Genomic DNA, 24,808 nt, shown 5'->3' with positions numbered 1-24,808 from the left:
ATGTTGAAACAGAAGACACTAAGAGGCAGTTTCTCATTAAACGGAAAAGGCCTGCATACCGGAGTAAACTTGACGGTGACATTTAATCCGGCACCGGACAACCACGGGTATAAAATCCAACGTATTGACCTTGAAGGACAACCAATAATTGATGCAGTGGCAGAAAATGTAGGTGATACCACCCGCGGCACTGTACTGATAAAGAACGGCATAAAAGTAAGCACAGTCGAACATGCATTGGCAGCACTTTATGCAGCAGGCATTGACAACTGCCTCATCCAAGTGAACGGACCCGAGTTCCCGATATTGGACGGTAGTGCCAAACAATATGTAGAGTGCATCCAACGTGTGGGTATCGAAGAACAAAATGCCGTTAAGGACTATTATATCATCAAATCGAAAATAGAATTCAGAGACGAAGCTTCCGGTTCTTCCATTATTGTTTTGCCGGATGAAAACTTCAGTGTCAATGTCTTGATTTCATATCAATCCAAAATTCTGTCCAACCAATTTGCCACTTTGGAGGATATGTCTAAATTCCCCACCGAAGTAGCTTCTGCACGTACATTCGTATTCGTACGCGAAATTGAGCCGTTATTAGGAGCCGGCCTGATTAAAGGCGGTGATTTGGACAATGCCATTGTCATCTACGAAAAAGAAATGAGCCAGGACAATTATGACAAACTGGCTGACGTAATGGGTGTTCCCCACATGGATGCCACCCAGCTGGGTTATATCAATCACATTCCTTTGGTATGGGATAACGAACCGGCACGTCATAAGCTGCTGGATATCATTGGCGACCTTGCCCTTATAGGCAAACCCATCAAGGGACGCATCATCGCAACACGCCCGGGACACACAATCAATAATAAGTTTGCACGCCAGATACGCAAAGAAATCAAATTGCACGAAATTCAGGCTCCCGGTTATAATTGTAACGAAGCCCCTATCATGGATGTTAACCGCATCCGCGAATTACTTCCACACCGCTATCCGTTCCAACTGGTAGACAAAGTGATAGCCATTGGTGCCAACTACATTGTAGGTGTGAAGAATGTTACTGCCAACGAACCGTTCTTTCAGGGGCATTTCCCTCAAGAACCCGTTATGCCGGGCGTACTCCAGATTGAAGCAATGGCACAATGTGGCGGGCTGCTTGTACTGAACTCGGTAGACGAACCGGAAAGATACTCCACTTACTTTCTGAAAATAGACGGTGTGAAGTTCCGTCAGAAAGTAGTGCCGGGAGATACATTGATATTCCGTGTAGAGCTGCTGGCACCTATCCGCCGCGGTGTTTCTACAATGAAAGGATATGTATTCGTAGGTGAGAAAGTTGTGTGCGAAGCAGAATTCATGGCACAAATAGTAAAAAACAAATAAGAAAAGAAATGATCAGTCCACTAGCATATATACATCCCGAAGCAAAGATTGGTGAAAACGTAGAAATCGGTCCCTTCGTATTTATCGATAAGAATGTGGAAATCGGTGACAATAATACCATCATGCCTAATGCCACCATCCTTTATGGTTCACGTATCGGCAATGGAAACACCATCTTTCCGGGAGCAGTCATAGGCGCTATACCGCAAGATTTGAAATTCCACGGTGAAGATACAACTGCTGAAATTGGTGACAACAACACTATCCGCGAAAACGTAACCATCAACCGTGGTACTGCCGCCAAAGGCAGAACAGTGGTAGGCAGCAACAACCTACTGATGGAAGGTGTACATGTGGCGCACGATGCACTGGTGGGAAACGGTTGCATTATCGGGAATTCTACTAAAATGGCGGGTGAGATTATCATTGACGACAATGCCATTATCAGTGCTGCCGTATTGATGCACCAGTTCTGTCGTGTGGGCGGATATGTAATGATTCAGGGAGGCTCGCGATTCAGCAAAGACATTCCCCCTTATATCATTGCCGGACGCGAACCGATTGCTTATGCAGGAATTAATATTGTAGGGCTACGCCGCCGCGGATTCTCAAATGAACTGATTGAGAACATACACAACACCTATCGCATTATCTATCAAAGCGGTATGAACGTGACAGACGCATTGGCAGAAGTGCGAAAAGAAGTTCCTATGAGCCCGGAAATAGAATATATTATTTCTTTCATAGAAAATTCTCAAAGAGGTATCATCAGATAACAAAGTTTTTTATAACTTTACTGCACGAAAAACAAGTTATATAGTATATAGTATATGGTATATAGATTTACACTCATCTCTGATGAAGTCGATGATTTTATAAGAGAAATAAAGATAGATTCTGAAGCTACTTTCCATGACTTTCACGAAGCCATCCTGAAAGCAGCAGGATACAAAAATGACCAACTAACCTCATTCTTCATCTGTGATGATGACTGGGAAAAAGAACAGGAGATCACACTGGAGGATATGGGTACCAGTTCGGATGAAGACAGTTACATCATGAAGGAAACCAAGTTAAGCGACCTGTTGGAAGACGAAAAACAGAAATTGCTTTATGTCTTCGACCCCTTGTCTGAACGTGTATTCTTTATCGAACTGTCTGAAATCATAACCGGCAAAGACCTTGACAATGCCATTTGCTCACGCAAAGCGGGAGAGGCCCCCAAGCAGACTCTTGATTTTGACGAAATGATGGCAAACAATGGTGGAAACCTTGACTTGGACGAGAATTTCTATGGTGATCAAGACTTTGACATGGAAGACTTCGACCCCGAAGGATTTGATATGGGAAGTGGCAGTGCTGCCGACCCTTACGAGCAAGATAACTATTAATCTGAATTGTAGGGGCGACTGATTCAGTTGCCCCTTTTATTTTTAAGCCTGATGTCTCACACCCTTATCGTCCTCATTGGCCCTACCGGTGTAGGAAAGACAGAATTAAGTCTTTCCATTGCCGAACATTTCCAAACCTCTATCATTTCGGCAGATTCCCGCCAGCTATATAAAGATTTGAAAATAGGTACTGCTGCCCCTACTCCCGAACAATTGTCACGTGTACCTCATTGGTTTGTCGGTACTTTGGAACTGACTGATTATTACAGTGCCGCACAATATGAGACTGACGTATTGAATCAGCTGGAATGCTTGTTCCAAACCCACGATACTGTTGTACTCACCGGTGGTTCCATGATGTATGTGGATGCCATCTGCAAAGGTATTGATGACATTCCCACCGTTGACAAAGAAACCAGGGAACTGATGCTTCAACGCTATGAAAAAGAGGGATTGGACAAACTCTGTGCCGAGCTGAAACTGCTTGACCCTGAATATTACAAAATAGTAGATTTAAAGAATCCCAAACGGGTTATCCATGCATTGGAAATCTGCTACATGACCGGCAAAACGTACTCATCTTTCCGCACCCGCAATTGTAAAGAACGTCCTTTCCGCATTATAAAAATAGGACTGACTCGCGACCGTGAGGAGTTATACGACCGCATAAACCGCCGTGTAGATATAATGATGCAAGAGGGATTACTGGAAGAAGCACGCAGCGTCTATCCCTACAAAGACTTGAACTCGCTGAATACAGTGGGGTACAAAGAAATATTCAAATATCTGGATGGCGAATGGACACTTGATTTTGCCATTGAGAAAATAAAGCAAAACTCACGCATCTATTCCCGCAAACAAATGACTTGGTTCAAACGGGATGCAGATATCGCTTGGTTTCACCCCGACCAACAAGAAGAGATTATGGAACATATTAAAAAACAATTATCATGAAAAAACTGCTCATCTTATTATTAATGTGCATGACACTCATCCCGGCATCGGGAAAAGAATCACAAGAACGCTGGCATCATAATAAATACTCCATGTTTATCCATTTCGGACTTTACTCCGAACTGGGCGGTGTGTGGGAAGGCAAACCTATCACTCGCGGATATAGTGAACAGATACAGTCTTTTGCCGGTATCTTCAGTGACTGGTATGGTGATACGGCACTCCGGTTCAACCCTACTCTCTTTCATGCCGATTCCATCGTTGCCTTGGCTAAAAAAGCCGGAATGCGTTCTATCATCTTCACAACCAAGCACCATGACGGATTCTGCATGTTCAAGACAGCAACTACTGACTATAACTCTTACGATGCCACTCCCGGTAAACGCGATTTCGTAAAAGAACTGGCAGAAGCCTGTAAACGGGGAGGTATCAATTTCGGCATGTATTTCTCTTTGATTGATTGGCACTTTCCACAAGCCTATCCTATTTCCAGCCATAACTGTGACTTTATTACTCCGCAACACCATGAGTTTACGAAACAACAGGTTACGGAACTGCTCACCAATTATGGCCCCATCTCCGAACTTTGGTTTGATATGGGTTCCAATACTCCCCAACAAAGCCAAGAGCTTTATGAACTGGTTCACAAACTGCAACCGGACTGCATGGTAAGCGGACGTCTCGGCAATGACCGTTATGACTTTGCAGTCATGGCTGATAATGCCTATCCTGAAGGAGCCCTCCAAACTGCATGGCAGTCGGCCGCTTCCATGTTCAACGAAACATGGAGCTATCGTTCATGGCAGGAAAGAGGAGATGTACATACCAAAGCAATGGAGAAATTGCGCAGCCTTATCAATGTGGTTTCGCACGGGGGCAACTTCCTGCTCAATATCGGACCTAAAGGAGACGGCTCCGTTGTTCCTTTCGAAAAGGAAGTATTGACAGAAATCGGTGCCTGGCTGGAAAAGAACGGAGAAGCCATTTATGACACGGATGCTTCTCCCTTCCGTGAACAGTATGAATGGGGAGCCATCACTCGAAAAGAGAATACACTCTATCTGATTTTGTCAGGAAAATACCCTCTGCACGGCGAAATTATCCTGAATACTCCGGGTTTCAAGCTGAAAGAGGCAAAAGGCAACTACACCCACATCAGTCAAAAGAAAGGAAATCTGCATATTACTGTACCCCAAACAGCGTACAACAATACTGATATAGAAGTTCTTTCTTTAGACATGGACGTGACAACACCTATTGCTGCCACTCATGAATATGTACCTAATTACAGCTACTCTTGTTTTGATTATTACAGCAATTATCGCAGCACAGTAAGCTATGAATGGGAAATTCCTAACCGTAATACCCAACTGGAACTGACTTATACACCCCAGGAAATCGGCAAAGAACTTGTCATTACAAATCCGACCGGAAATGAACAAAGAATAACACTTGACGGAGCCAAAGCCAGCCCTTTAAAAGTAAATCCTAAAACCAAATGGGGAAAACGCTACCTCTGCGGACCGGGCAGCAGTTTGTTTGACGCTCCTTCCACTATCAATATCAGTCTTGATAAGACTCCTGTAAGAAACGGACAATGGAAAGAAACGAACGAAGAAAAGATGATGTTCCCTGCCAATATCCTTGAGACTTACTTTGTCATGCAGGAAGTAGAATCACCGGTAGCACAAGATGTATTAGTGGACGTAGGCGCAGGAAACGGTATTGAAGTTTATCTGAACGGTCGTTCTGTCATGAAGCATTTGAATCCGTATCGTTGCAAATTCCGTGAAGAAAAGGTATTATTGCATCTGCAAAAAGGGTTGAATCAAATTGTCTTGCGCTTGTACAACCGGTTTGAAAAGGAAACAGGATATCTGCTCCGTCCTTCGGATAAACAAATTGTTTATAAACAACGCTATACATACACAGTTTCCGAAGAAGACAAAAAACAGCCTGCCATCAAGTTGCAGATTAAACAAAATAATCTGCCGACCCAGCATACCGATACAGAATTACATAACCTTACTGTCAGAATAAAATAGTAACAAGGAAGACTACTTTCACCCCAAAAGCCCATGAATAGAAGATTTCAGCAGCCGTTATGTGTGAAAGGAGATTGTATATCAACTTCCCGGACAGATGAAAACAAACAATAGGCTTTATAAAAAACAGGGGAGTGTGTCAAAATGTGGATAATGCTGTCGTTTAGTTCGTAGGGGTGAGGTTGCTCGCCCGAAAGTTTGCTTTGTGTCTTCGGGCAGGCAAACCTTGCCCCTACAGCTGACGATGAGATAAGCCGGTTAGTTTTGACACCCCCTGCTTTCAACATACAAAAGTCTTTTGGAAAAGCACACAGCCTTTCTAATTACTTAACCTGATTATACTGCTTTATCAAGATTTTCCAACCCTATAATTCATAATTACTCCTATCAATACCTGGATGGAAAAGACAAGCAAACCTACATTTAAGAAAATATTCCGCCATTCACTCTTTGTTGTAAATTGTTTGTAAAGCGGTTTAATGATAGGCGCATCCGAATGCTGTACTTTACAACGTGATTTGTCAATCGCTTTTTTATAATCCCCTATATCGAAAGTGCACCATTCATAGCATACCAACGAATCCTGCTTATCATGCTTTACGGCAACAACCCATGCTTTTACCTCCCTTTCTGCATATTTATGTTCAGGTAATGAATCCTCAAAAACCGGTGATACCGAATACCAATGCTGCTTCTTCTCCGTCCGATAAGAATGTCGGGATACACGTCGGGTATGTTCACGCCAAATACCGATAGTACTCCTCCTCTTATTATCCACCTCCAAACGATCAAAAGTAAAATACATAGGCTTATCTTTTTCCTTGTATAAATCTGTTATTGAAGCATAACGGACTATATCATCGGCAGAATGGAACAGCCAGTTTTGCAAAGGCACATTAAATGCAACGGAAGCCACAAACGTCCATAAAAGCAATAATCCCATCCAGCGCCCCCTGAAGCAAATAGCCACAATAATAGAAGAAACTAACGGAGCAAAAGAATAACATAGTATCTGTATCCAATTGGCAGTATATCCACGGAAAATACAAGTAAATATCAATCCCAACAAAGAGGGAATTATCAGTAGCAACAATAACTTTGATATCCGGTTGTGTCTCATCATAAAGCCATTCGTTTTTATCTGTTCCCACCCGCACATGACAATCATATACGGGCTGTGCCAAAGATACTCAAAAATCTGTTATTGCTTACCGGCAACCGTATCTTTCTTTATATCTATTTTCTTAGGAACAACAAAAAAATCATCAGGCGCTCCATTCCTAAAGAAATCTTCTTCCCTTATCTTCTTCACCCTTTTTTCGGCTATTTGATACATAGTAGTAGCAGATTCAATAATCTTTCCTTCTTCATCATAAGGGAAACGTTGATTCTTGGGAGTCAAAGACATAAACTTTTCATAAAAATGGATGGCATTCTCATAATCCTTGTTAGAGTCATAAGCTCTGGCAATACTATAGAACAGTTTATAATCTTTATTCAATTTATACAAACGGTTCATAACTTCTATCTTCTTATAGCTCTCACCGGCATAGCCATAACATTCCGCCAAACCTTTATAGAGACGCTCCAAAATACTATCACCGGGAGTAGCTATTTCTACAGCCTTTTCCATAAATTCTACCCCTTCCTTCTTCCATGAAGTGCGCGAACAGGATTTTGCATAATAATATAATACATTAATATCAGTAGAGTTTTTCGCATACGCTTCCTTCAAATTATCGTATGAGCCATAAAACCAATTGTCTCCATAATAAGATATACCTAAATAATAAAAGGTAAGAAAACTGCGGTCACCCATTCTCTTCAAACTTTCATAACGCTCGATTGCCTTCTTATAATCTTTCAACATACAATAAGCTTTAGCATTCTGGCGGTTGACATCCACACTTGTCGTATCGCTCAGTCGATAACACTCTGTCACATCAATAGCATCTGTAAATTGCCGGTTATTATTAAAGATATTGGCTATACGAGCGACGGTCTGGGCATCCAAGGAATCTCGACGATAGGCTACATTATAACTGAAAAAAGCATTGGGTATATCCTGCATTCCTTCATAAGCCTGTCCCAAATACTTATATCCGGTGGCAGAAACCGTATCTTGTTCCAACCAGCCATGGCAAGCATCGCGTGCCTCTTTAAAGTTCTCCGCATTCAACAAAGAACGTATATATTGCAATCGAAAGAACTTATTATTTGGGCGTAAACTCACCGCCTTCCGATAATAATCAGCCGCCTGACGCGGACTACCCATCAGTTTGTAACACTCTGCCAAATCTATCAATATTTTTGTATCTGTAGTATCCTTTACAAAAAGAGAAGTCAAATCAACAATGGCTTCAGGATAACGATTCATAGCCTTCAAAGCCTGTATCCTAGTCGATAACAATAACGAATCCTTTGTGCCAGGGGATATCAGATTGATTACTTTATCATAATCAAATTCTTCCATAGCCGAAGTAATTTCATCGTGTACCTGTGCAAAAGTTGTCATAGACAATAGACACAGCATGAGTGTTACAAATGATTTCATAGCATTATACTTTAATTTTATGGTTATTCACCCCATATCATTCTTACTTTTTTCTATTCTGCAAAGGCGTATTATCCTTCTTAGCTTCATCAACGACCAACCTAAACTTAACAGGCAGCGTGAACTGGGTACGCACCGCCACTCCCCGTTGCTTTCCCGGTTTCCATTTAGGCATGCTCATGATGACTCTCATAGCTTCTTTATCCAAATACTCGTCTACCCCTTGGGCAATCTTCGGATTGGAAATACTTCCGTCTTTCTCAATAATGAACCGGACGGATACTATCCCCTGAGCACCATTCTCTATGGATATTGCCGGATACTTTACGTGTCGGGCTATGTAACGCATGCACTCGTCTATGCCACCGGGAAATGAAGGCATCTCTTCTGCAATCTGAAACACTTGCCCTCCAGCAGACGGTTTTTCTCCGGACATTACAATGACAATATCCTGTTCTTTTTCATCTGCAGAGACCTTTACCTCCACCGTTTTATAACCGGCAAAAGAGATTTGCAAGACATTGCCCGCCTCCACCGGCAATTCAAAACGACCTTCTTCATCGGTAACAGTGCCTATAGTAGATCCTTTAATAAGCACATTGGCACCTATTATTCCACTACTATATTCTTCATCAAGAACTCGGCCTTTCACTTTTATTCCATCTTCCGACAGAATTTCTGCACTTTTAACCTCTTCGGCTTTCACAATTGCAGTCAAATCATTAACTTTGACGGCTGAAATCTCATCTAATTCCGTTGAGACTTCGGGGCGGGCAAAAGCAGTTATTGCAATAGCTGCCAACGGAAGTACATAAAGATACTTCAAACGTGCCCATGGGCTTGATTTTTCTTTTAACATCATAGTAATACGTTTTTTAAGTGAACTGTGATTAAAGCTGTTGGCCATAGAGTAGAGCCTTGTGCCGACAGCTTTTTTAATTAATAATAACTGATATTTTTTTGCATCGATGCCTTGATTGATAACACATTCATCCGCTTCATATTCATGAATGTTCTGTAATTCCTGTTTCAACAGCCATGAAGCCGGATTAAACCATTGAAAAAAGATACATATATCCGCCACCAATAAATCAATGGAATGACGTTTACGGATATGTGCTACTTCATGAACCAGAATCTCTGTACCATTTTCCAATAAATCCGTCTCGGAAATCAGCACAAATTTCATCCAACTAAAAGGAGCTATGTTCTTTCGATGAGCGATTATAGTAATACCGTTTTCCCGACTGACTATCCGGCTGTCCCTAATCAAATGCAACATACGGAATAAAGACCATACAGTGCGGATTAAAAAGAAAACAATGCCCGATAAATAAACTAACAACAGCATTTCCCTCCATGTAAAATCAGACACCAACATTATATTTCCGGCTTCTTCTACCGGGCTCACCCCCACCGTCAACAAAAGCTCTTCGAAGGTAAGGAATTGTTGGTGCACCTCAGTCGGCTCCTTTACCGTTACCTCCATGAACGGCACAATGCAAGACAAAAGTAAAATGCCAAGCAATGCAAATCTGTTGAAACGATGAAACGTTTCCTTGCTGAGCAACAGGCGATAAAATAAATAAAATACCGCCAGGCAGACCGATGATTTAAGTATATAAACGAAAAATGCTCCCATAGTTACTGTCTGTTGATTTATTTATTGGCATTCTCAACCTCACGAATCAACTGTTTCAGTTCCTCTACCGAAATATCTTCCTCTTTTACAAGTGATGATACAGCTCCCAAATATGAATTATTAAAGTACTTACTGATTACTCCTTTCAATGTCTTCTTTTTAAAATCATCCCGACTCACCACTGCATAATATTGATAAGTGTTTCCAAACACTTCATGATGCAGAAAACCTTTTTCCTCCAATCCGCGTACTATCGTAGAAAGTGTATTGAAATGAGGACGCGGTTCATCATAAAATTCAAGCAATTGCTTTACAAACAGAGGGCCTTTCTCCCAGAAATACCCCATGATTTCCTCTTCTTTTACAGTCAACGTTTTCATAAGCTTCTTTTGTTTACCGCAAATAAACTAAAAGTTTTAGTTTTAAAACTAATATTCATAGTTAAAGTAAACTAAAAGCCGTAGTTTTATTCCTTCCGCACAAATTCTATCGGGCCTTCCCAATCTGACGGAAGTACTTCCACTTCTATCACATTACTTCCACTACGGAGTGCATCAGTGATATCCACTTCATAAGGAGCAGTCCACACCGTACCGCAATTGATACTGTTGATACGGACTGTTGCCATTTCATCCACTTTTCCCAACCTAACTACAATACGTCCTTCTTGAGATGTCTTCCACATGAAAAGTCCTTTATAGAAAGAACGGCCAAAATAATTCTTTATCTGCTTATTCTCCTCCCGACTTCTATTAAAAAGAACAGGACGAGTAATGCTTTTATATATTTCCGAGAAATTGACTGTCCATTCGTTTATTTTCAGTACAACCGGCGTTACCAAAGTCGGCTCCACAATCTCAGCTCCGGAGTCTTCTTTCGGAAACACCACAAAGACAGAACCGTAAGCAGGTAAAGACAAAGTCACTTCCGTACGACCTTCCACTTCTTTCCAATTAGCAGAACGAAATATGGTTCCTGTAACGGCATTCCATAATTCAGGCATACGGTGAGTAACGGGAAAAGATACTGTAACCATACGCATACTGTCTGCCTGACTAGCAAAAAAATAAATATCCATGTCTTCACCATTGCGATGTGTCCAAAATATATCTGAGAGAATAGTTTTATCTACAAACAATAGAGAATCATTCACCTGACGCCCATACTGCAACAAAGTTCGGCACCGAGAAGCATAAGTAAGAAACGACTTGCTTTCTTCCCACCAATTCCGATTAGAATCGGACACGATACGAAGACTATCCATCCAAGCTTCATTCATTCTCTCATTTGCAAGTGTATCAGAGAGACTTTGTTCTTCTGCTTCTGCATTTAACGAAGTGTCCGCAGCCGCTTCACTCACACCATTATCTATACAAAAGAAAATACTGCCATTATCGGTAACAAAGTTGCGGTCAAGCAAAGGTTTCAACATAGCCGGACTTTCTTTCCAAGTCCCGTCAATCTTAACCAACCCATTGTTCTGAGGTACACCCTCTCCTATTATCCGACAATCATACTGACGAAAACAATCCGAGGCAACAGTACTGAATACATCTGTCAATAATTCACTGACAGTCAATTGTACATCCCGAGCTATACTTTCCACCCGGTCGGCACTCTCCATCGGTATCCCCGCCAATATGGGAAGATAGGGAATCAAGTCATAACCACGCCGTCTTTCAAACTCGGCGGGAAAGTTCTTCGTCCAGTTTTGATTATCCGCAGTCCAATGATTAACATAAACATACTTCAACATACGCCGAATCGATTCCGCATCTGCCTTTCTATATACATAGGTAAACCAGTCCGTCCATAATTTGTATACAGTTTCGGAGCTCAGCTTATCACACCTCAGTCCTTGTTCCTGTCCGGCAACACTATCGGCAGGTGCAACTGCTGTATGCCCCACACGCAATATACGCCATTTCCCTTCAGGCAACCGCGCAGTAAGGCGCCCCTGATACACAGGTAATTGCATGGATTGCTCCGGGCTGATGAAGTATGCTGTTTGTGAAGAGGAATCCCCGGAAACCGATAAGAGACCGGCATTATCAAGACTGGCAGGAAATGCATAAGCCGATATATCTTCATAATATCCTTTATAAGTATCAGGCTGAGGCAAGGCTAGATTACGTAAAGTCCCCCCATCTACAATTGTATCACTCCACACCAACCTCTGCATAGCTTCTGAAGGAGTAATCCGTATATCATCAGGTAAAGAACCATGGTCACTCATCTGCATTCCCAAATCCATGCCAAGACGGTCGGCTTCCTTCATTGTAAAATTAAACACCCGCCAATATCCGGGTTCCCGATAAGCATTGACAGCCAAAATACAACACCCTCCAAAACCGACTTTGTGCATCGTGTCCAACTTATCTCTCACTTCCTGAAAAGTGACATCTTTATTATCCCAACTCCAAACTGCCCACGGACGGTCTGCCACAGAAGGAGAAAGGAAACGTTTCTGCCAGTCATTGGGAACGGCAGCCAATGAGTACTCAAACATCAATAAAGAAAACAAAAGCAAATATTTTATCTTCATAATCATGTAAAATGTCTCTTTGATTACAACTAAACAATAATATATATCCAAGATATGAAAATAAAAATGACTCGCCAAAGATTGGCAGCAGATGAAATAAACTTTAACTAAAGTGAACTTTCAAGATACAAAAAACAAAAGAGTTTTTTCCAGAACAGTAGTAACAGTTTATGAAAACAATAATAATAACTTTTTTTGGCCGACACAGACCGACATATCCCGATTAGACTTGGGAACGCATCATATTGGGAGTTCCCCTGATACAATGACATTATAGATATTACAAAAGAAATAGCCAGCAAACCTGATGAATTTTAAATATGATTGCAAAGATAAACCGACCTTCCGAATAAAAAATCTTCCATGAAGGGATTTTCCCGCCTCATGGAAGATAGAATATATTTCTTCTTTTTAGAATTCGCTGGTAAAGTGGAACTTGATATGCTTAAAATCCATTTGAGCCATCTGGAGAACATAATTACTGTCGGCAAGGAAGACATCCCGTCCATCACGGTCTTTTGCCATATACTGATACTTACGTTTTTTGAAAGCCTCCAATTCTTCGACATCATCACTTTCTATCCAACACGCCTTATAAAGGCTGATGGGCTCCCAACGGCATTTTGCATTGTATTCGTTTTCCAAACGATATTGGATAACCTCAAACTGCAACTGTCCTACTGTACCGATAATCTTACGTCCATTAAACTGATTGACAAACAACTGAGCTACACCCTCATCCATCAATTGGTCGATACCTTTTGCCAACTGTTTCTGCTTCATCGGGTCGGCATTCTCGATATATTTAAACATTTCAGGAGAAAAACTGGGAATACCCCGGAAATGTAATTTCTCGCCTTCGGTCAATGTATCACCAATTTTAAAGGTACCATTGTCCGGCAAACCGATGATATCGCCTGCCCATGCCTCATCAACAGTAGTCTTACGCTGTGCCATGAACTGCGTAGGCGAAGAAAAACGCATCGTCTTATCATGCCGTACATGATAATAAGGTGTATTGCGAGAAAACTTTCCCGAGCACACTTTACAGAAAGCGATACAAGAGCGATGATTTGGGTCAATATTGGCAGTGATTTTGAATACAAATCCGGTGAACTTAGATTCATCCGGTTCCACCTCACGTTCTTCTGTCTTGGTAGGACGCGGACTTGGAGCAATCTCCACAAAACAATCGAGCAGCTCCTGCACACCGAAGTTATTCAATGCCGAACCGAAGAATACCGGAGCCAGCTCTCCTTTCAAATAACTCTCTACATCAAATTCGGGATAAACACCATCAATAAGTTCAAGCTCATTACGCAGTTTTTCTGCCAAAGGTGCTCCAATCCGATTGTCAAGCTCTTCGGTATGAATATCTACTTCCACCTTTTCAGTCACTACTTGCTTGGAAGGTTGAAAGAGGTTAAGTTTTTGTTCATAAATATTATATACGCCTTTGAAGCGGGGACCACTTTCAATAGGCCATGTCAAAGGACGAACACTAATGGCAAGTTCTTCTTCCAGCTCATCCAACAAATCGAACGGATCTTTAGCTTCACGGTCCATCTTATTGACAAATATAATAACAGGAGTGTTACGCATACGGCAGACTTCCATCAGTTTACGTGTCTGTGTTTCCACACCTTTTGCACCATCCACCACAATAATTACACTATCCACAGCCGTCAGAGTACGATAAGTATCTTCGGCAAAGTCCTGGTGTCCCGGAGTATCGAGAATATTGATTTTATAATCATGATAATCAAACTCCATCACAGAAGTGGTAACAGAGATACCACGCTGCTTTTCAATATCCATCCAGTCGGATGTTGCAGTTTTCTTTATTTTATTGCTCTTCACGGCTCCTGCCACTTGAATCTGTCCACCGAAAAGCAACAACTTCTCTGTCAATGATGTTTTACCGGCGTCCGGGTGTGCGATAATCGCAAACGTTCGTCTTCTTTCTATTTCGTTGTTCATATATCATTATACATTTAATTCCTTGATACACTGTTCCAGACTCTCTTCCCAATGAGGAATCTCGATGCCATACGTATGTTTTATCTTTGTCTTATCCAATACAGAATAGTGAGGCCGAGGAGCTTTTGCAGGATATTCATCTGTATGCAAAGGACTTACCTTGCAATTGCCAATACCGGCTATACGGTGAATGGACTTGGTAAAATCATACCAGGAGCAGACTCCTTCATTACTGAAATGATAGATACCGGGAATAATACCTTTACGGATAGCTGCAAAAACAGCAGACGCCAAATCGCGGGCATAAGTCGGCGTACCTATCTGGTCGAAAATAACTCCCAATGATTCCCTTTCCTTCCCTAAACGAATCATGGTTTTCACAAAATTATTGCCAAATACAGAATACAGCCATGCCGTACGGATAATCATTGCCTTACTGCAATATTCCAAAGCCTTTTTTTCACCGGCCAATTTAGTAACACCATATACAGAATTAGGACAAGTCGGTTCGGTTTCTCTATATGGTACATAATTGGTTCCGTCAAATACGTAATCTGTAGAAATCTGAATAAATTCCGCCTGATTCTCCTCTGCAGCCTTTGCCAGATAACCGACTGCCTCACTATTTAGTTTGGCACATAATTCCTGATTGTCTTCCGCTTTATCCACAGCTGTATAAGCAGCACAATTCACAATGACATCGATTTCATTTTCCTTGACGAAAGCCATTACAGCTTTTTCATCACAGATATCCAACTCGGCTACATCCGTAAAAAAATAGTTATATTCCTTATTCTCAAGCGAAAGCACACGCATTTCGTTTCCTAATTGGCCATTAGCACCGGTCACCAATATATTTTTCATTTTCATTTTATTTATTTTCTCTTCATTACAAAAGGCTGTTCCCAAAAAGCCCTAGTATTTTGTCATCTATGAATACCGTGAAAAATCTGAAATATCCACTTTATGTCTATAGTTCCTTCATTGCACTCGGAATAACAGAGCAAAAAAAACAGTGCAATATACCTTTAGGAGCAACCTTATCCTCAAGAAGAAATGACTCGCTAGAATTCCAATTCTCCTTTTTTGTCCTCTATATAATAATTGGACAACATAGCAAGCAAACCGGAAATAGCCTGCTGTGCCTTCTTTGTTTCTTCGCTGATTTCTTTCTTTTGCAACTTCAATAACAATATCCCATAAAGTGCCTCAAAGCAGGTTTCCAGTTCAGGTTCTTCTTTATTAGCACCTTTGGCACGAAGTTCTACTATATAAGGCAAAGCTTTATAATACGCTGCACTATAATAAGGAAACTTGGAAGAACGAAGCAACTGCAGATGCAAGTCGGTCAACCAAGTGATAATATTCTTGTTAATCTGCAGATGACCTTTCTCCATTACATTTTCACGACGCATCATTTCAATCAGGTCTATATACCATTGTGTCAATTCTACTTTCTGTTCTTCCGTCAGAGGGTAAGAGTCAACAATGTTTTTCTTTATCTTCTCCATATCACAGCCGTTGGCACGTATCATATCTTCCACTTGCCACATATATATAAGGTATTCGGCTATATTATTCTCTTTTAACTGTTTGGAAATAAACATTTCTTTATTTTTTAAGTTACAAATTGAAAATTATAAGGTTCAACGTGCTTCACACAAGATATGTTTTCCTGTCAGTACATCGTTTTTCCTAATATAGTATAAATGAAGCCGACTACAGACATCAACATCACTATAACACCGATAACACGGTTCAAAATCCAAATGCCACGTAAATTGAAACGAGTACGTACTTTATTGACAAAATACGTAATACCGAACCACCATAAAAGTGCTCCCAGTACAATGGCCAGATAACCGACCAACTGAAGCCCCAACGGACTACCCGGCATCACAAAAGAAAAACGGGCGAACAAACCGATAAATAGGAAAATAATCAAAGGATTAGAGAATGTCACAAAGAAAGCTGTGACAAAATTATGTAGATAACTGCCTGGTGTAGAAGATACAGGTCGGATAGAATGGACAGGATTGCTACGGAAAGTGTAAATACCGAACATTAATAACATGACGCTACCAACAATCTGTAAAAGCACCTGGTTCTTTGCCAGAAATTCATCCATGAAACTCATTCCATATCCTGTTATCAGAGCATAGCCTATATCGCTCAAAGCCGCTCCCAACCCGGTAACAAATCCATACCATCGTCCTTTGTTCAGTGTGCGCTGAATACAAAGTACCCCAACAGGACCTAAGGGCGCAGAAACCACTACGCCAACTATAAGTCCTTTCACCAGCAAATCGAGTATGGTTACTTGTTCTATCCAATTCATGCTGCAAAGATGGTATTTTTTTGCGAAAGTACCTATATTTACACACAAATTTCTTTCATAGCCCGGCTCTTTTATGTAACTTTGCACCTTATTAATAGACTCTTGATATTACAACCTAGTTTTCAATTAACAAAACAACTATAAAAGTGCTATGATTCTATTTTTCAGAACACCCACTAAAAGTGTAATAGCAACAGAAGTCAATCATGAACTGGCTTCTGAAGATATTCAAAAACTGAGTTGGCTTTATGGAGAAGCCACTGTAGAAAACGAAGAAAACCTGAAAGGCTGCTTCATCGGACCGCGTCGGGAAATGATAACCCCTTGGAGTACAAATGCTGTAGAAATTACTCAGAACATGGGGTTGACAGGTATACAACGCATTGAAGAATATTTCCCTGTGAAAGATGAAAATGCCGAATACGACCCCATGCTACAACGCATGTATAAAGGATTGAACCAGGAGATTTTCACTGTTAACATTAAACCTCAACCGATTGTTTACATTGAGAATCTGGAAGAATATAATGAAAAAGAAGGTCTTGCACTTTCTCGTGAAGAAATGGACTACCTGCTGAAAGTCGAAAAAGACCTGGGACGTAAATTAACTGACTCTGAAGTATTCGGCTTTGCACAGATTAATTCGGAACACTGCCGCCATAAAATCTTCGGCGGAACATTCATCATTGATGGTGAAGAGATGGAATCATCTTTATTTCAGATGATTAAAAAAACGACTGCCGAAAATCCCAATAAAATTATTTCTGCTTATAAAGATAATGTGGCTTTTGCAGAAGGCCCGGTTGTGGAACAATTCTCTCCGGCCGACCACTCCACTTCCGACTATTTCATTATCAAAGATATCAAAACAGTCATCTCGCTAAAAGCTGAAACACATAACTTCCCCACTACCGTAGAGCCGTTCAACGGTGCATCAACCGGTACCGGAGGTGAAATCCGCGACCGCATGGGTGGCGGTAAAGGTTCATGGCCCATTGCAGGTACAGCTGTCTATATGACTTCTTATCCGCGCACTGAAGAAGGACGTGAATGGGAAGATATCTTGCCGGTACGCCAATGGTTATACCAGACTCCCGAACAAATTTTAATTAAAGCTTCCAACGGTGCTTCCGATTTTGGTAACAAATTCGGTCAGCCGCTGATTTGTGGTTCTGTATTGACCTTCGAGCATCAGGAGAACGGTGAAAAGTATGCATACGACAAAGTTATCATGCTGGCCGGTGGCGTGGGTTACGGTACTCAACGCGACTGCCTGAAAGGTCACCCCGAAACAGGAAACAAAATTGTTGTTATGGGTGGTGACAACTATCGAATCGGTTTGGGTGGCGGTTCTGTTTCCTCTGTTGAAACAGGTCGATACTCATCGGGAATCGAACTCAATGCAGTTCAACGTGCCAATGCAGAAATGCAGAAACGTGCTTATAATGTAGTTCGTGCCTTGTGTGAAGAAGAAAACAATCCGATTGTTTCTATCCACGACCACGGTTCGGCAGGTCACGTAAACTGTTTGTCTGAGCTAGTAGAAGAAAACGGCGGATTAATCCACATGGACAAACTGCCTATCGGTGACAAAACACTGTCTGCCAAAGAGATTATTGCCAATGAGTCTCAAGAACGTATGGGGTTGCTGATTGATGAATCGGCTATTGAACACGTACAAAAGATAGCCGACCGCGAACGTGCCCCAATGTATACTGTAGGTGAAACTACCGGTGATGCCCGTTTTGCTTTTGAACAAGCTGATGGTGTCCGCCCATTTGATTTGGCAGTAGATCAAATGTTCGGTTCTTCTCCGAAAACTTATATGGTGGACAAGACTGTAGAACGCCATTATGAAAACGTAACTTACGAAACTTCAAAATTAAACGAATATATCCGCCGCGTACTTCAACTGGAAGCTGTTGCCTGCAAGGATTGGTTAACCAACAAAGTAGACCGTTCCGTAACAGGTAAGATTGCCCGCCAGCAATGTCAGGGCGAAATCCAGCTACCGTTGAGCGACTGTGGTGTCGTTGCCCTTGACTATCGAGGCGAAAAAGGTATTGCCACTTCTTTGGGACATGCTCCGCAAGCTGCCTTGGCTAATCCGGCTGCAGGTTCTGTATTGTCGGTAGCCGAAGCGTTGACCAATCTTGTTTGGGCTCCAATGGCAGAAGGAATGGACAGCATCTCCCTGTCTGCCAACTGGATGTGGCCATGCCGTGCACAGGAAGGTGAAGATGCCCGTCTTTATACGGCTGTCAAGGCGCTGTCTGACTTCTGCTGCGCACTGCAAATCAATGTGCCGACCGGTAAGGATTCCCTGTCTATGACTCAAAAATATCCAAACGGAGAAAAGATCATCAGCCCGGGAACAGTTATCGTTTCAGCCGGCGGAGAAGTATCCGATGTAAAGAAAGTCGTTTCTCCTGTATTGGTAAATGATGCCAAGAGTACCATTTATCATATCGACTTCAGTTTTGACAAGTTGCGTTTAGGTGGTTCTACTTTCGCACAGTCATTAAATAAAATAGGAGATGATGTCCCGACAGTTCAAAATCCCGAATATTTCCGCGATGCTTTCCTTGCCATACAAGAACTTATCAACAAGGGCCTGATTATGGCAGGTCATGATATCTCAGCCGGTGGTCTCATTACTACACTGCTCGAAATGTGCTTCTCAAACATGGAAGGTGGTATGGAAATCAACCTTAATAAAATAAAGGAAAACGATATCATCAAAATTCTGTTTGCCGAAAATCCGGGTATCGTCATTCAGGTGAAAGATAAAGACAAAGCCGAAGTCAAGAAGATATTGGAAGATGCCGGAATCGGCTACGTGAAATTGGGTACCCCCACAGACGAACGCCATATTCTAGTAACCAAAGAAGATGCCACTTACCAATTCGGTATTGACTATCTGCGTGATGTTTGGTATTCTACTTCTTATTTGCTTGACCGCAAACAAAGCATGAACGGTTGCGCCAAGAAACGTTTTGAAAATTACAAAGAGCAACCACTGGAGTTTGTATTCGATAAATCATTCACCGGGAAGTTCTCACAATATGGAATCACTCCCGAACGTCGTACACCGACCGGCATTAAGGCTGCCATCATTCGTGAAAAAGGCACCAATGGTGAACGCGAAATGGCATATATGCTTTACCTGGCAGGCTTCGATGTGAAAGATGTCACTATGACCGACCTGATAAGCGGACGCGAAACATTAGAAGACATTAATATGATTGTATTCTGTGGAGGATTCTCCAATTCCGATGTTCTGGGTTCTGCCAAAGGATGGGCAGGTGCATTCTTATTCAATCCGAAAGCCAAAGCAGCACTGGATAATTTCTATGCACGCAAAGACACCCTGTCACTGGGAGTATGTAACGGTTGCCAATTGATGATTGAATTGGGACTGATTAATCCTGAGCATAACAAGAAAGCCAAAATGCTGCATAACGACTCACACAAGTTTGAATCTAAGTTTGTCGGTGTAACAGTTCCGATGAACAGAAGTGTTATGCTCGGCTCATTAAGCGGCAGCAAATTAGGTATTTGGGTGGCACACGGAGAAGGCAAATTCTCATTACCATACGAAGAAGATAAGTATAATGTAGTATTGAAATACTCATACGATGAATATCCCGGTAATCCGAACGGTTCAGACTACAGCGTAGCCGGATTAGCAAGTTCAGACGGACGCCACTTGGCAATGATGCCTCACTTAGAACGCTCTTGTTTCCCGTGGCAAAATGCTTACTATCCTTCTGACAGAATAAACAAAGACCAAGTAACACCATGGATTGAAGCATTTGTCAACGCAAGAAAATGGGTTGAAATGAACAAATGATAAAACGATTTGTTATATTTACTAAAAAAGCGGTATATCATACTGATTGCCGCTTTTTTTACATATAATAGATTTTGAAATGACAAGAAAATTTGCGAGCTTTGTAAGGTTTTCGCGTCTAAATACCATTATGAAAAGGACTCTTTTACTTATATACTTTACGATTATTTTTATAACTTCTGTCTCTGCCCAACTTTACCAGTATCTAGATACTAACGATGGCTTGAGCAGTCGTAGAGTCCTGTCCATACAAAAAGACAATAAAGGATATATGTGGTTCCTCACCCATGAAGGAATCGACAGGTACAATGGCAAGCAATATGTTCATTACAGCTTATCAGCAGACGGTCAACCTAATATGAAATCTTTTCCCAACCTGAATACTTTGGAAATAGATACAGCCGGCGTAATTTGGGAAATAGGAAAAAACGGATATATTTTTAAGTACAATTCACTACAAGACAAATACGAGCTGGCCTATAATTTTGCCAGCAAAGACAAAAGCAACAGTGGGCTTCCACTCATCAGCACTTATTTGGACAACAAAAACAATATTTGGCTTTGTACCAAAGACAAACAATACATTTTTGATATCGACCAGGAAAAACTGATTCGCCTGACCAGTTCTATTCAGGAAGAGATTACCTGCATTACAGAAGCCGGAAATAACCAATACTTTTTAGGAACAAATCATAATATATTTTGCGTTGAACTAATTGATAAGCATCAACTACAGATACAAAAACATCCCCAATTGGACCAATTCCAAATTGTTACTTATCTGTATTTTCACAAAAGCACTCAGACTCTTATTATAGGAACACTGAGAGACGGTATATATCTATATAACATCAATACTCAACAACTAATGGATGTTCCCACAAAGTTGTTGGACATTACAGTCAATACAATCATAGCCAACCCCAAGAAAATAGACGAAGTCCTGATAGCCACTAATGGAGCAGGTGTTTACAAACTCAATTTATTCACTCGCGAATTATCCCCTTTTCTGATTGCCGATCACAATCATTCAAACAAAATGAATGGGAATATTGTGAATGACATATTCATTGATAAAGATGACAAATTATGGATGGCCATTTATCCTGTCGGAATTACCTTATTCTCGAATAAATATCCGGGCTATAAATGGATACAACATTCTTATGACAATCCAAATTCACTAATAGACAATCAAGTGAACTCTATTTTAGAGGATTCGGAAGGTGATATTTGGTATGCTACAAGTAATGGCATCTGTTTTTACAATTCTCAGAATAAACAGTGGAAGTGCCTTCTTTCCACTTATCAGAACGACACACAAAATCAGAACCATGTCTTTATTTCCATGTGCGAAACAGCCCCCGGCACCATATTGGTAGGAGGATATATGTCGGGAATGTATCAAATCAACAAGAAAGACATGGTGCCTAAATATTTTTCTCATCAATCCACTCTAGGATGGACCAATATCCGCCCTGATAAATACATACGTTGCATCTACAAGGACAATGATGGAATCATTTGGGCAGGTGGCTATTATAACCTGAAAAGTTATAATATACAAACAAAAGAAATTCAGTGCTACGGTATGGATTTTCCGGTTACCTGTATTAAGAACAAGGACCAATACAACCTGTGGATAGGCACCATCAATGGGCTATACCAATTCAATAAACGAAACCAAACACTGAAACCGGTCAATCTGGATTCTGAAATTGGATGTATCAATACGATTTATCAAGATACTGTTGCCCATATTACCTATATCGGTACTCATGGTTCGGGCATGTGGGTATATAATAATAACACTGACAAAGTCGTACGTTATCATATAAAAAACTCAGCGTTGATTTCCAATAATATCTATTGCATTTTGCCGGCTTCGGAAACGGATCTGGTTATCAGTACCGAAAATGAATTAACTCGTTTCAAAGTAAAAGAAAGAATATTCTCCAATTGGACAAAAGAACAAGGATTGATGGCTGTGAACTTCAATCCCTCATCGGGCATACACACCCGATCAGGATATTTTATATTCGGAACAGGAAACGGAGCCATTGAAATAGCAGACACCGTAAGTCTGCCCAATCGTTTCAAGTCTAAAATGATATTCAGTGATTTCAGCATCTTATATCAAAAGGTTTTCCCCGGTGAAAAGAATTCCCCTTTAACCCAAGATATAGACGATACAGAACACATCACTTTGGATTATAATCAAAATATATTCTCGTTAAATGTATCTTCCATTAATTACGACAATCCGTCTAATATTCTATACACTTGGAAATTAGAAGGATTTTACGATGAATGGACAAGTCCCACAGCAGATAATCTGATACGTTATACCAACATCAATCCCGGGCATTATAAACTGAGGGTGAGAGCCATTCTGATGGATGACGAGCATGTATTGGAAGAAAGAGCTATAAAAATAACCATAACTCCCCCTTTTTGGGCAACTTTTTGGGCCGGAATCATTTATCTTATTATCATAATATTAATTACAGTAAGTATTTTACGTTTCTTATGGTTAAGGAAAGACAGGAACAATTCTAAAGAGAAAATCCAATTCTTTATCAACACCGCCCATGACATACGTACGCCGCTGACCTTGATAAAGGCTCCGTTGGGAGAAATTCTGAAGAATGAACAACTGACAGAACAAGGGAAAATTAATATCAACCTTGCTATTCAGAATACAGACAATTTATCTGATTTGGCAAGTAATCTAATTAATTTCGAAAAAGAGGAACTTTATACGCCCAACGTTTATGTATCCAGATACGAATTAAATTCATATATTAAGTCTTACATTGAGCAATTCAAGCTATACGCAGAGAAAAAACAAATTGAAATTCATTTTGAATCCAATTTTACTTCTCAAGAAGTATGGTTGGATAGAAACAAGATGGATTCCATCATCAGAAACCTGATGACTAATGCACTGAAATACACTCAACAAGGAGGAAGTATCAAAATTCAGACTTCCAAAAGTAAAAGCCATTGGTTTCTGTTCATCACAGATACCGGAATCGGAATTTCATCCAATGACCAGAAAAAAATGTTCAAAGAACTGTTCAGAGGGAAAAATGCCACTAATTTACAAATTACCGGCAGCGGTATCGGCATGATGCTTACTTACAAGCTCATCAAGAACCACTGTGGCAAAATTAGTATGAGCAGCATAGAGAATATGGGTACTACCTTTAAACTATCATTCCCTATAAAAAGCAGAAAATATAATAACAAACTCTTCCCCAAAGCTGATGTCATCGATCCGCTTCCTATCGTGAGAGAAGAAAACAAAGAGGAGGTCACCATTCCCCCTATTCCGCAACTTAAACAGGCAGATAAAGAAGCTCCTTATATTCTGGTAGCCGAAGACAATGTGGAGTTACGTACTTTCTTATTACAGATATTATCCGATGAATATCAAGTAACAGGAGTCAGCAACGGACAAGAAGTGATTAATTCTATCAAAACCAAACAGCCCGACCTCATTCTTTCAGACATTATGATGCCGGAACTGAATGGAGAACAAATGTGCCGTATTGTGAAAAATGATGTAGAAACAAGTCATATTCCTGTCATTCTGCTAACTGCATTGAATGATAAAGAAAGTATTATCAAAGGATTACAGAGCAAAGCAGACAGATACATCATTAAACCGTTTGATGTCGGTGTCTTAAAAGCCAACATAACCAACGTACTTGCTATCAGGGAGCTTATACGCAAACGTTACAGTCAATTCCAGTTCACCACGGAAGAGGAAAATGTGCCTCACCCACCATTGGACTTAGATCAGGAATTTATTATAAAAGTAACCGAAACCATTAAAAAAAATCTGAGCAAAGAACTAAATGTAGACACTTTATGTGCTGCTTTCAATATGAGTAGAAGTAGTTTTTATAATAAAATAAAAGCATTAACAAATTATTCACCCAGCGAGTTTATCCGTAAAGTGCGTATGAATGAAGCTGCCATACTATTGAAAAGCAAGAAATACACGGTATCCGAAGTTTCAGATATGCTGGGCTTTGGCGACCCGAAATATTTTACAGATAGCTTTAAGAAATACTTTGATGTACCGCCAAGCGTTTATATGAAACAAAATTAA

At 40.8% G+C, this 24,808-nt stretch carries 16 protein-coding genes; 7 read left to right on the top strand and 9 right to left on the bottom strand.

Features of this window, described 5'->3' with window-relative positions:
* The 5 genes from HMPREF1534_RS17585 to HMPREF1534_RS17605 are packed head-to-tail and all read left to right on the top strand — an operon-like array spanning position 1 to position 5,776.
* The gene (locus HMPREF1534_RS17585) at positions 1 to 1,386 is read left to right on the top strand and encodes a bifunctional UDP-3-O-[3-hydroxymyristoyl] N-acetylglucosamine deacetylase/3-hydroxyacyl-ACP dehydratase (RefSeq protein WP_005935988.1); all 1,386 of its coding nucleotides are present in this window, start codon (positions 1 to 3) and stop codon (positions 1,384 to 1,386) included.
* An 8-nt stretch (positions 1,387 to 1,394) separates the two neighbouring features.
* Entirely contained in the window at positions 1,395 to 2,162 is a 768-nt protein-coding gene (gene lpxA / locus HMPREF1534_RS17590) for an acyl-ACP--UDP-N-acetylglucosamine O-acyltransferase (protein ID WP_005935987.1), read from the top strand.
* 54 nt (positions 2,163 to 2,216) lie between these two features.
* Positions 2,217 to 2,777 (top strand): IS1096 element passenger TnpR family protein, encoded by a 561-nt coding sequence (locus tag HMPREF1534_RS17595; RefSeq protein ID WP_005935985.1) that lies wholly within the window; start codon positions 2,217 to 2,219, stop codon positions 2,775 to 2,777.
* A gap of 48 nt (positions 2,778 to 2,825) precedes the next feature.
* Positions 2,826 to 3,731 carry a tRNA (adenosine(37)-N6)-dimethylallyltransferase MiaA gene (gene miaA / locus HMPREF1534_RS17600; RefSeq protein WP_085929513.1) on the top strand — a complete coding sequence of 302 codons (906 nt, stop codon included), beginning with the start codon at positions 2,826 to 2,828 and terminating at the stop codon, positions 3,729 to 3,731.
* Entirely contained in the window at positions 3,728 to 5,776 is a 2,049-nt protein-coding gene (locus tag HMPREF1534_RS17605; RefSeq protein WP_005935980.1) for an alpha-L-fucosidase, read from the top strand. The genes miaA and HMPREF1534_RS17605 overlap by 4 nt, the downstream gene beginning before the upstream one ends.
* Positions 5,777 to 6,125: 349 nt before the next feature.
* On the opposite strand, the gene HMPREF1534_RS17610 is transcribed toward HMPREF1534_RS17605, so the two are convergent.
* The 9 genes from HMPREF1534_RS17610 to HMPREF1534_RS17650 all read right to left on the bottom strand — a co-directional run bounded on the left by HMPREF1534_RS17610 (position 6,126) and on the right by HMPREF1534_RS17650 (position 16,835).
* Entirely contained in the window at positions 6,126 to 6,899 is a 774-nt protein-coding gene (locus HMPREF1534_RS17610) for a hypothetical protein (protein WP_005935978.1), read from the bottom strand.
* A 78-nt stretch (positions 6,900 to 6,977) separates the two neighbouring features.
* Positions 6,978 to 8,330 carry a tetratricopeptide repeat protein gene (locus HMPREF1534_RS17615; RefSeq protein WP_005935976.1) on the bottom strand — a complete coding sequence of 451 codons (1,353 nt, stop codon included), beginning with the start codon at positions 8,328 to 8,330 and terminating at the stop codon, positions 6,978 to 6,980.
* A gap of 43 nt (positions 8,331 to 8,373) precedes the next feature.
* Entirely contained in the window at positions 8,374 to 9,972 is a 1,599-nt protein-coding gene (locus tag HMPREF1534_RS17620; protein WP_005935973.1) for a M56 family metallopeptidase, read from the bottom strand.
* Positions 9,973 to 9,989: 17 nt separating this feature from the next.
* Positions 9,990 to 10,352: a BlaI/MecI/CopY family transcriptional regulator gene (locus HMPREF1534_RS17625; RefSeq protein WP_005935970.1), complete on the bottom strand. Its 363-nt coding sequence runs from the start codon at positions 10,350 to 10,352 to the stop codon at positions 9,990 to 9,992.
* Between the two features lie 86 nt (positions 10,353 to 10,438).
* Entirely contained in the window at positions 10,439 to 12,523 is a 2,085-nt protein-coding gene (locus tag HMPREF1534_RS17630; protein ID WP_005935967.1) for a glycosyl hydrolase, read from the bottom strand.
* Between the two features lie 405 nt (positions 12,524 to 12,928).
* Positions 12,929 to 14,497 (bottom strand): peptide chain release factor 3, encoded by a 1,569-nt coding sequence (locus tag HMPREF1534_RS17635; protein WP_005935965.1) that lies wholly within the window; start codon positions 14,495 to 14,497, stop codon positions 12,929 to 12,931.
* Positions 14,498 to 14,503: 6 nt separating this feature from the next.
* Complete coding sequence (gene rfbD / locus HMPREF1534_RS17640) at positions 14,504 to 15,406, bottom strand: dTDP-4-dehydrorhamnose reductase (protein ID WP_258462276.1); 903 nt, start codon at positions 15,404 to 15,406, stop codon at positions 14,504 to 14,506.
* A gap of 155 nt (positions 15,407 to 15,561) precedes the next feature.
* Positions 15,562 to 16,104 carry a DUF4924 family protein gene (locus HMPREF1534_RS17645; RefSeq protein WP_005935961.1) on the bottom strand — a complete coding sequence of 181 codons (543 nt, stop codon included), beginning with the start codon at positions 16,102 to 16,104 and terminating at the stop codon, positions 15,562 to 15,564.
* A gap of 71 nt (positions 16,105 to 16,175) precedes the next feature.
* On the bottom strand, positions 16,176 to 16,835 hold the full coding sequence (locus HMPREF1534_RS17650; RefSeq protein WP_005935959.1) for a LysE family translocator: 660 nt from the start codon (positions 16,833 to 16,835) through the stop codon (positions 16,176 to 16,178).
* Between the two features lie 151 nt (positions 16,836 to 16,986).
* On the opposite strand from HMPREF1534_RS17650, the gene purL reads away from it, so the two are divergent.
* Together purL and HMPREF1534_RS17660 are read left to right on the top strand one after the other, a co-directional pair.
* On the top strand, positions 16,987 to 20,688 hold the full coding sequence (gene purL / locus HMPREF1534_RS17655) for a phosphoribosylformylglycinamidine synthase (protein WP_005935957.1): 3,702 nt from the start codon (positions 16,987 to 16,989) through the stop codon (positions 20,686 to 20,688).
* A gap of 79 nt (positions 20,689 to 20,767) precedes the next feature.
* Positions 20,768 to 24,808, top strand: coding sequence for a hybrid sensor histidine kinase/response regulator transcription factor (locus tag HMPREF1534_RS17660; RefSeq protein WP_005935955.1), 4,041 nt, complete (start codon positions 20,768 to 20,770; stop codon positions 24,806 to 24,808).

Source organism: Phocaeicola massiliensis B84634 = Timone 84634 = DSM 17679 = JCM 13223, assembly GCF_000382445.1.
Taxonomy (GTDB): Bacteria; Bacteroidota; Bacteroidia; order Bacteroidales; family Bacteroidaceae; genus Phocaeicola; species Phocaeicola massiliensis.
The sequence above is the reverse complement of the archived record's forward strand: the minus strand, read 5'-3'. Positions and strand labels throughout refer to the sequence as shown.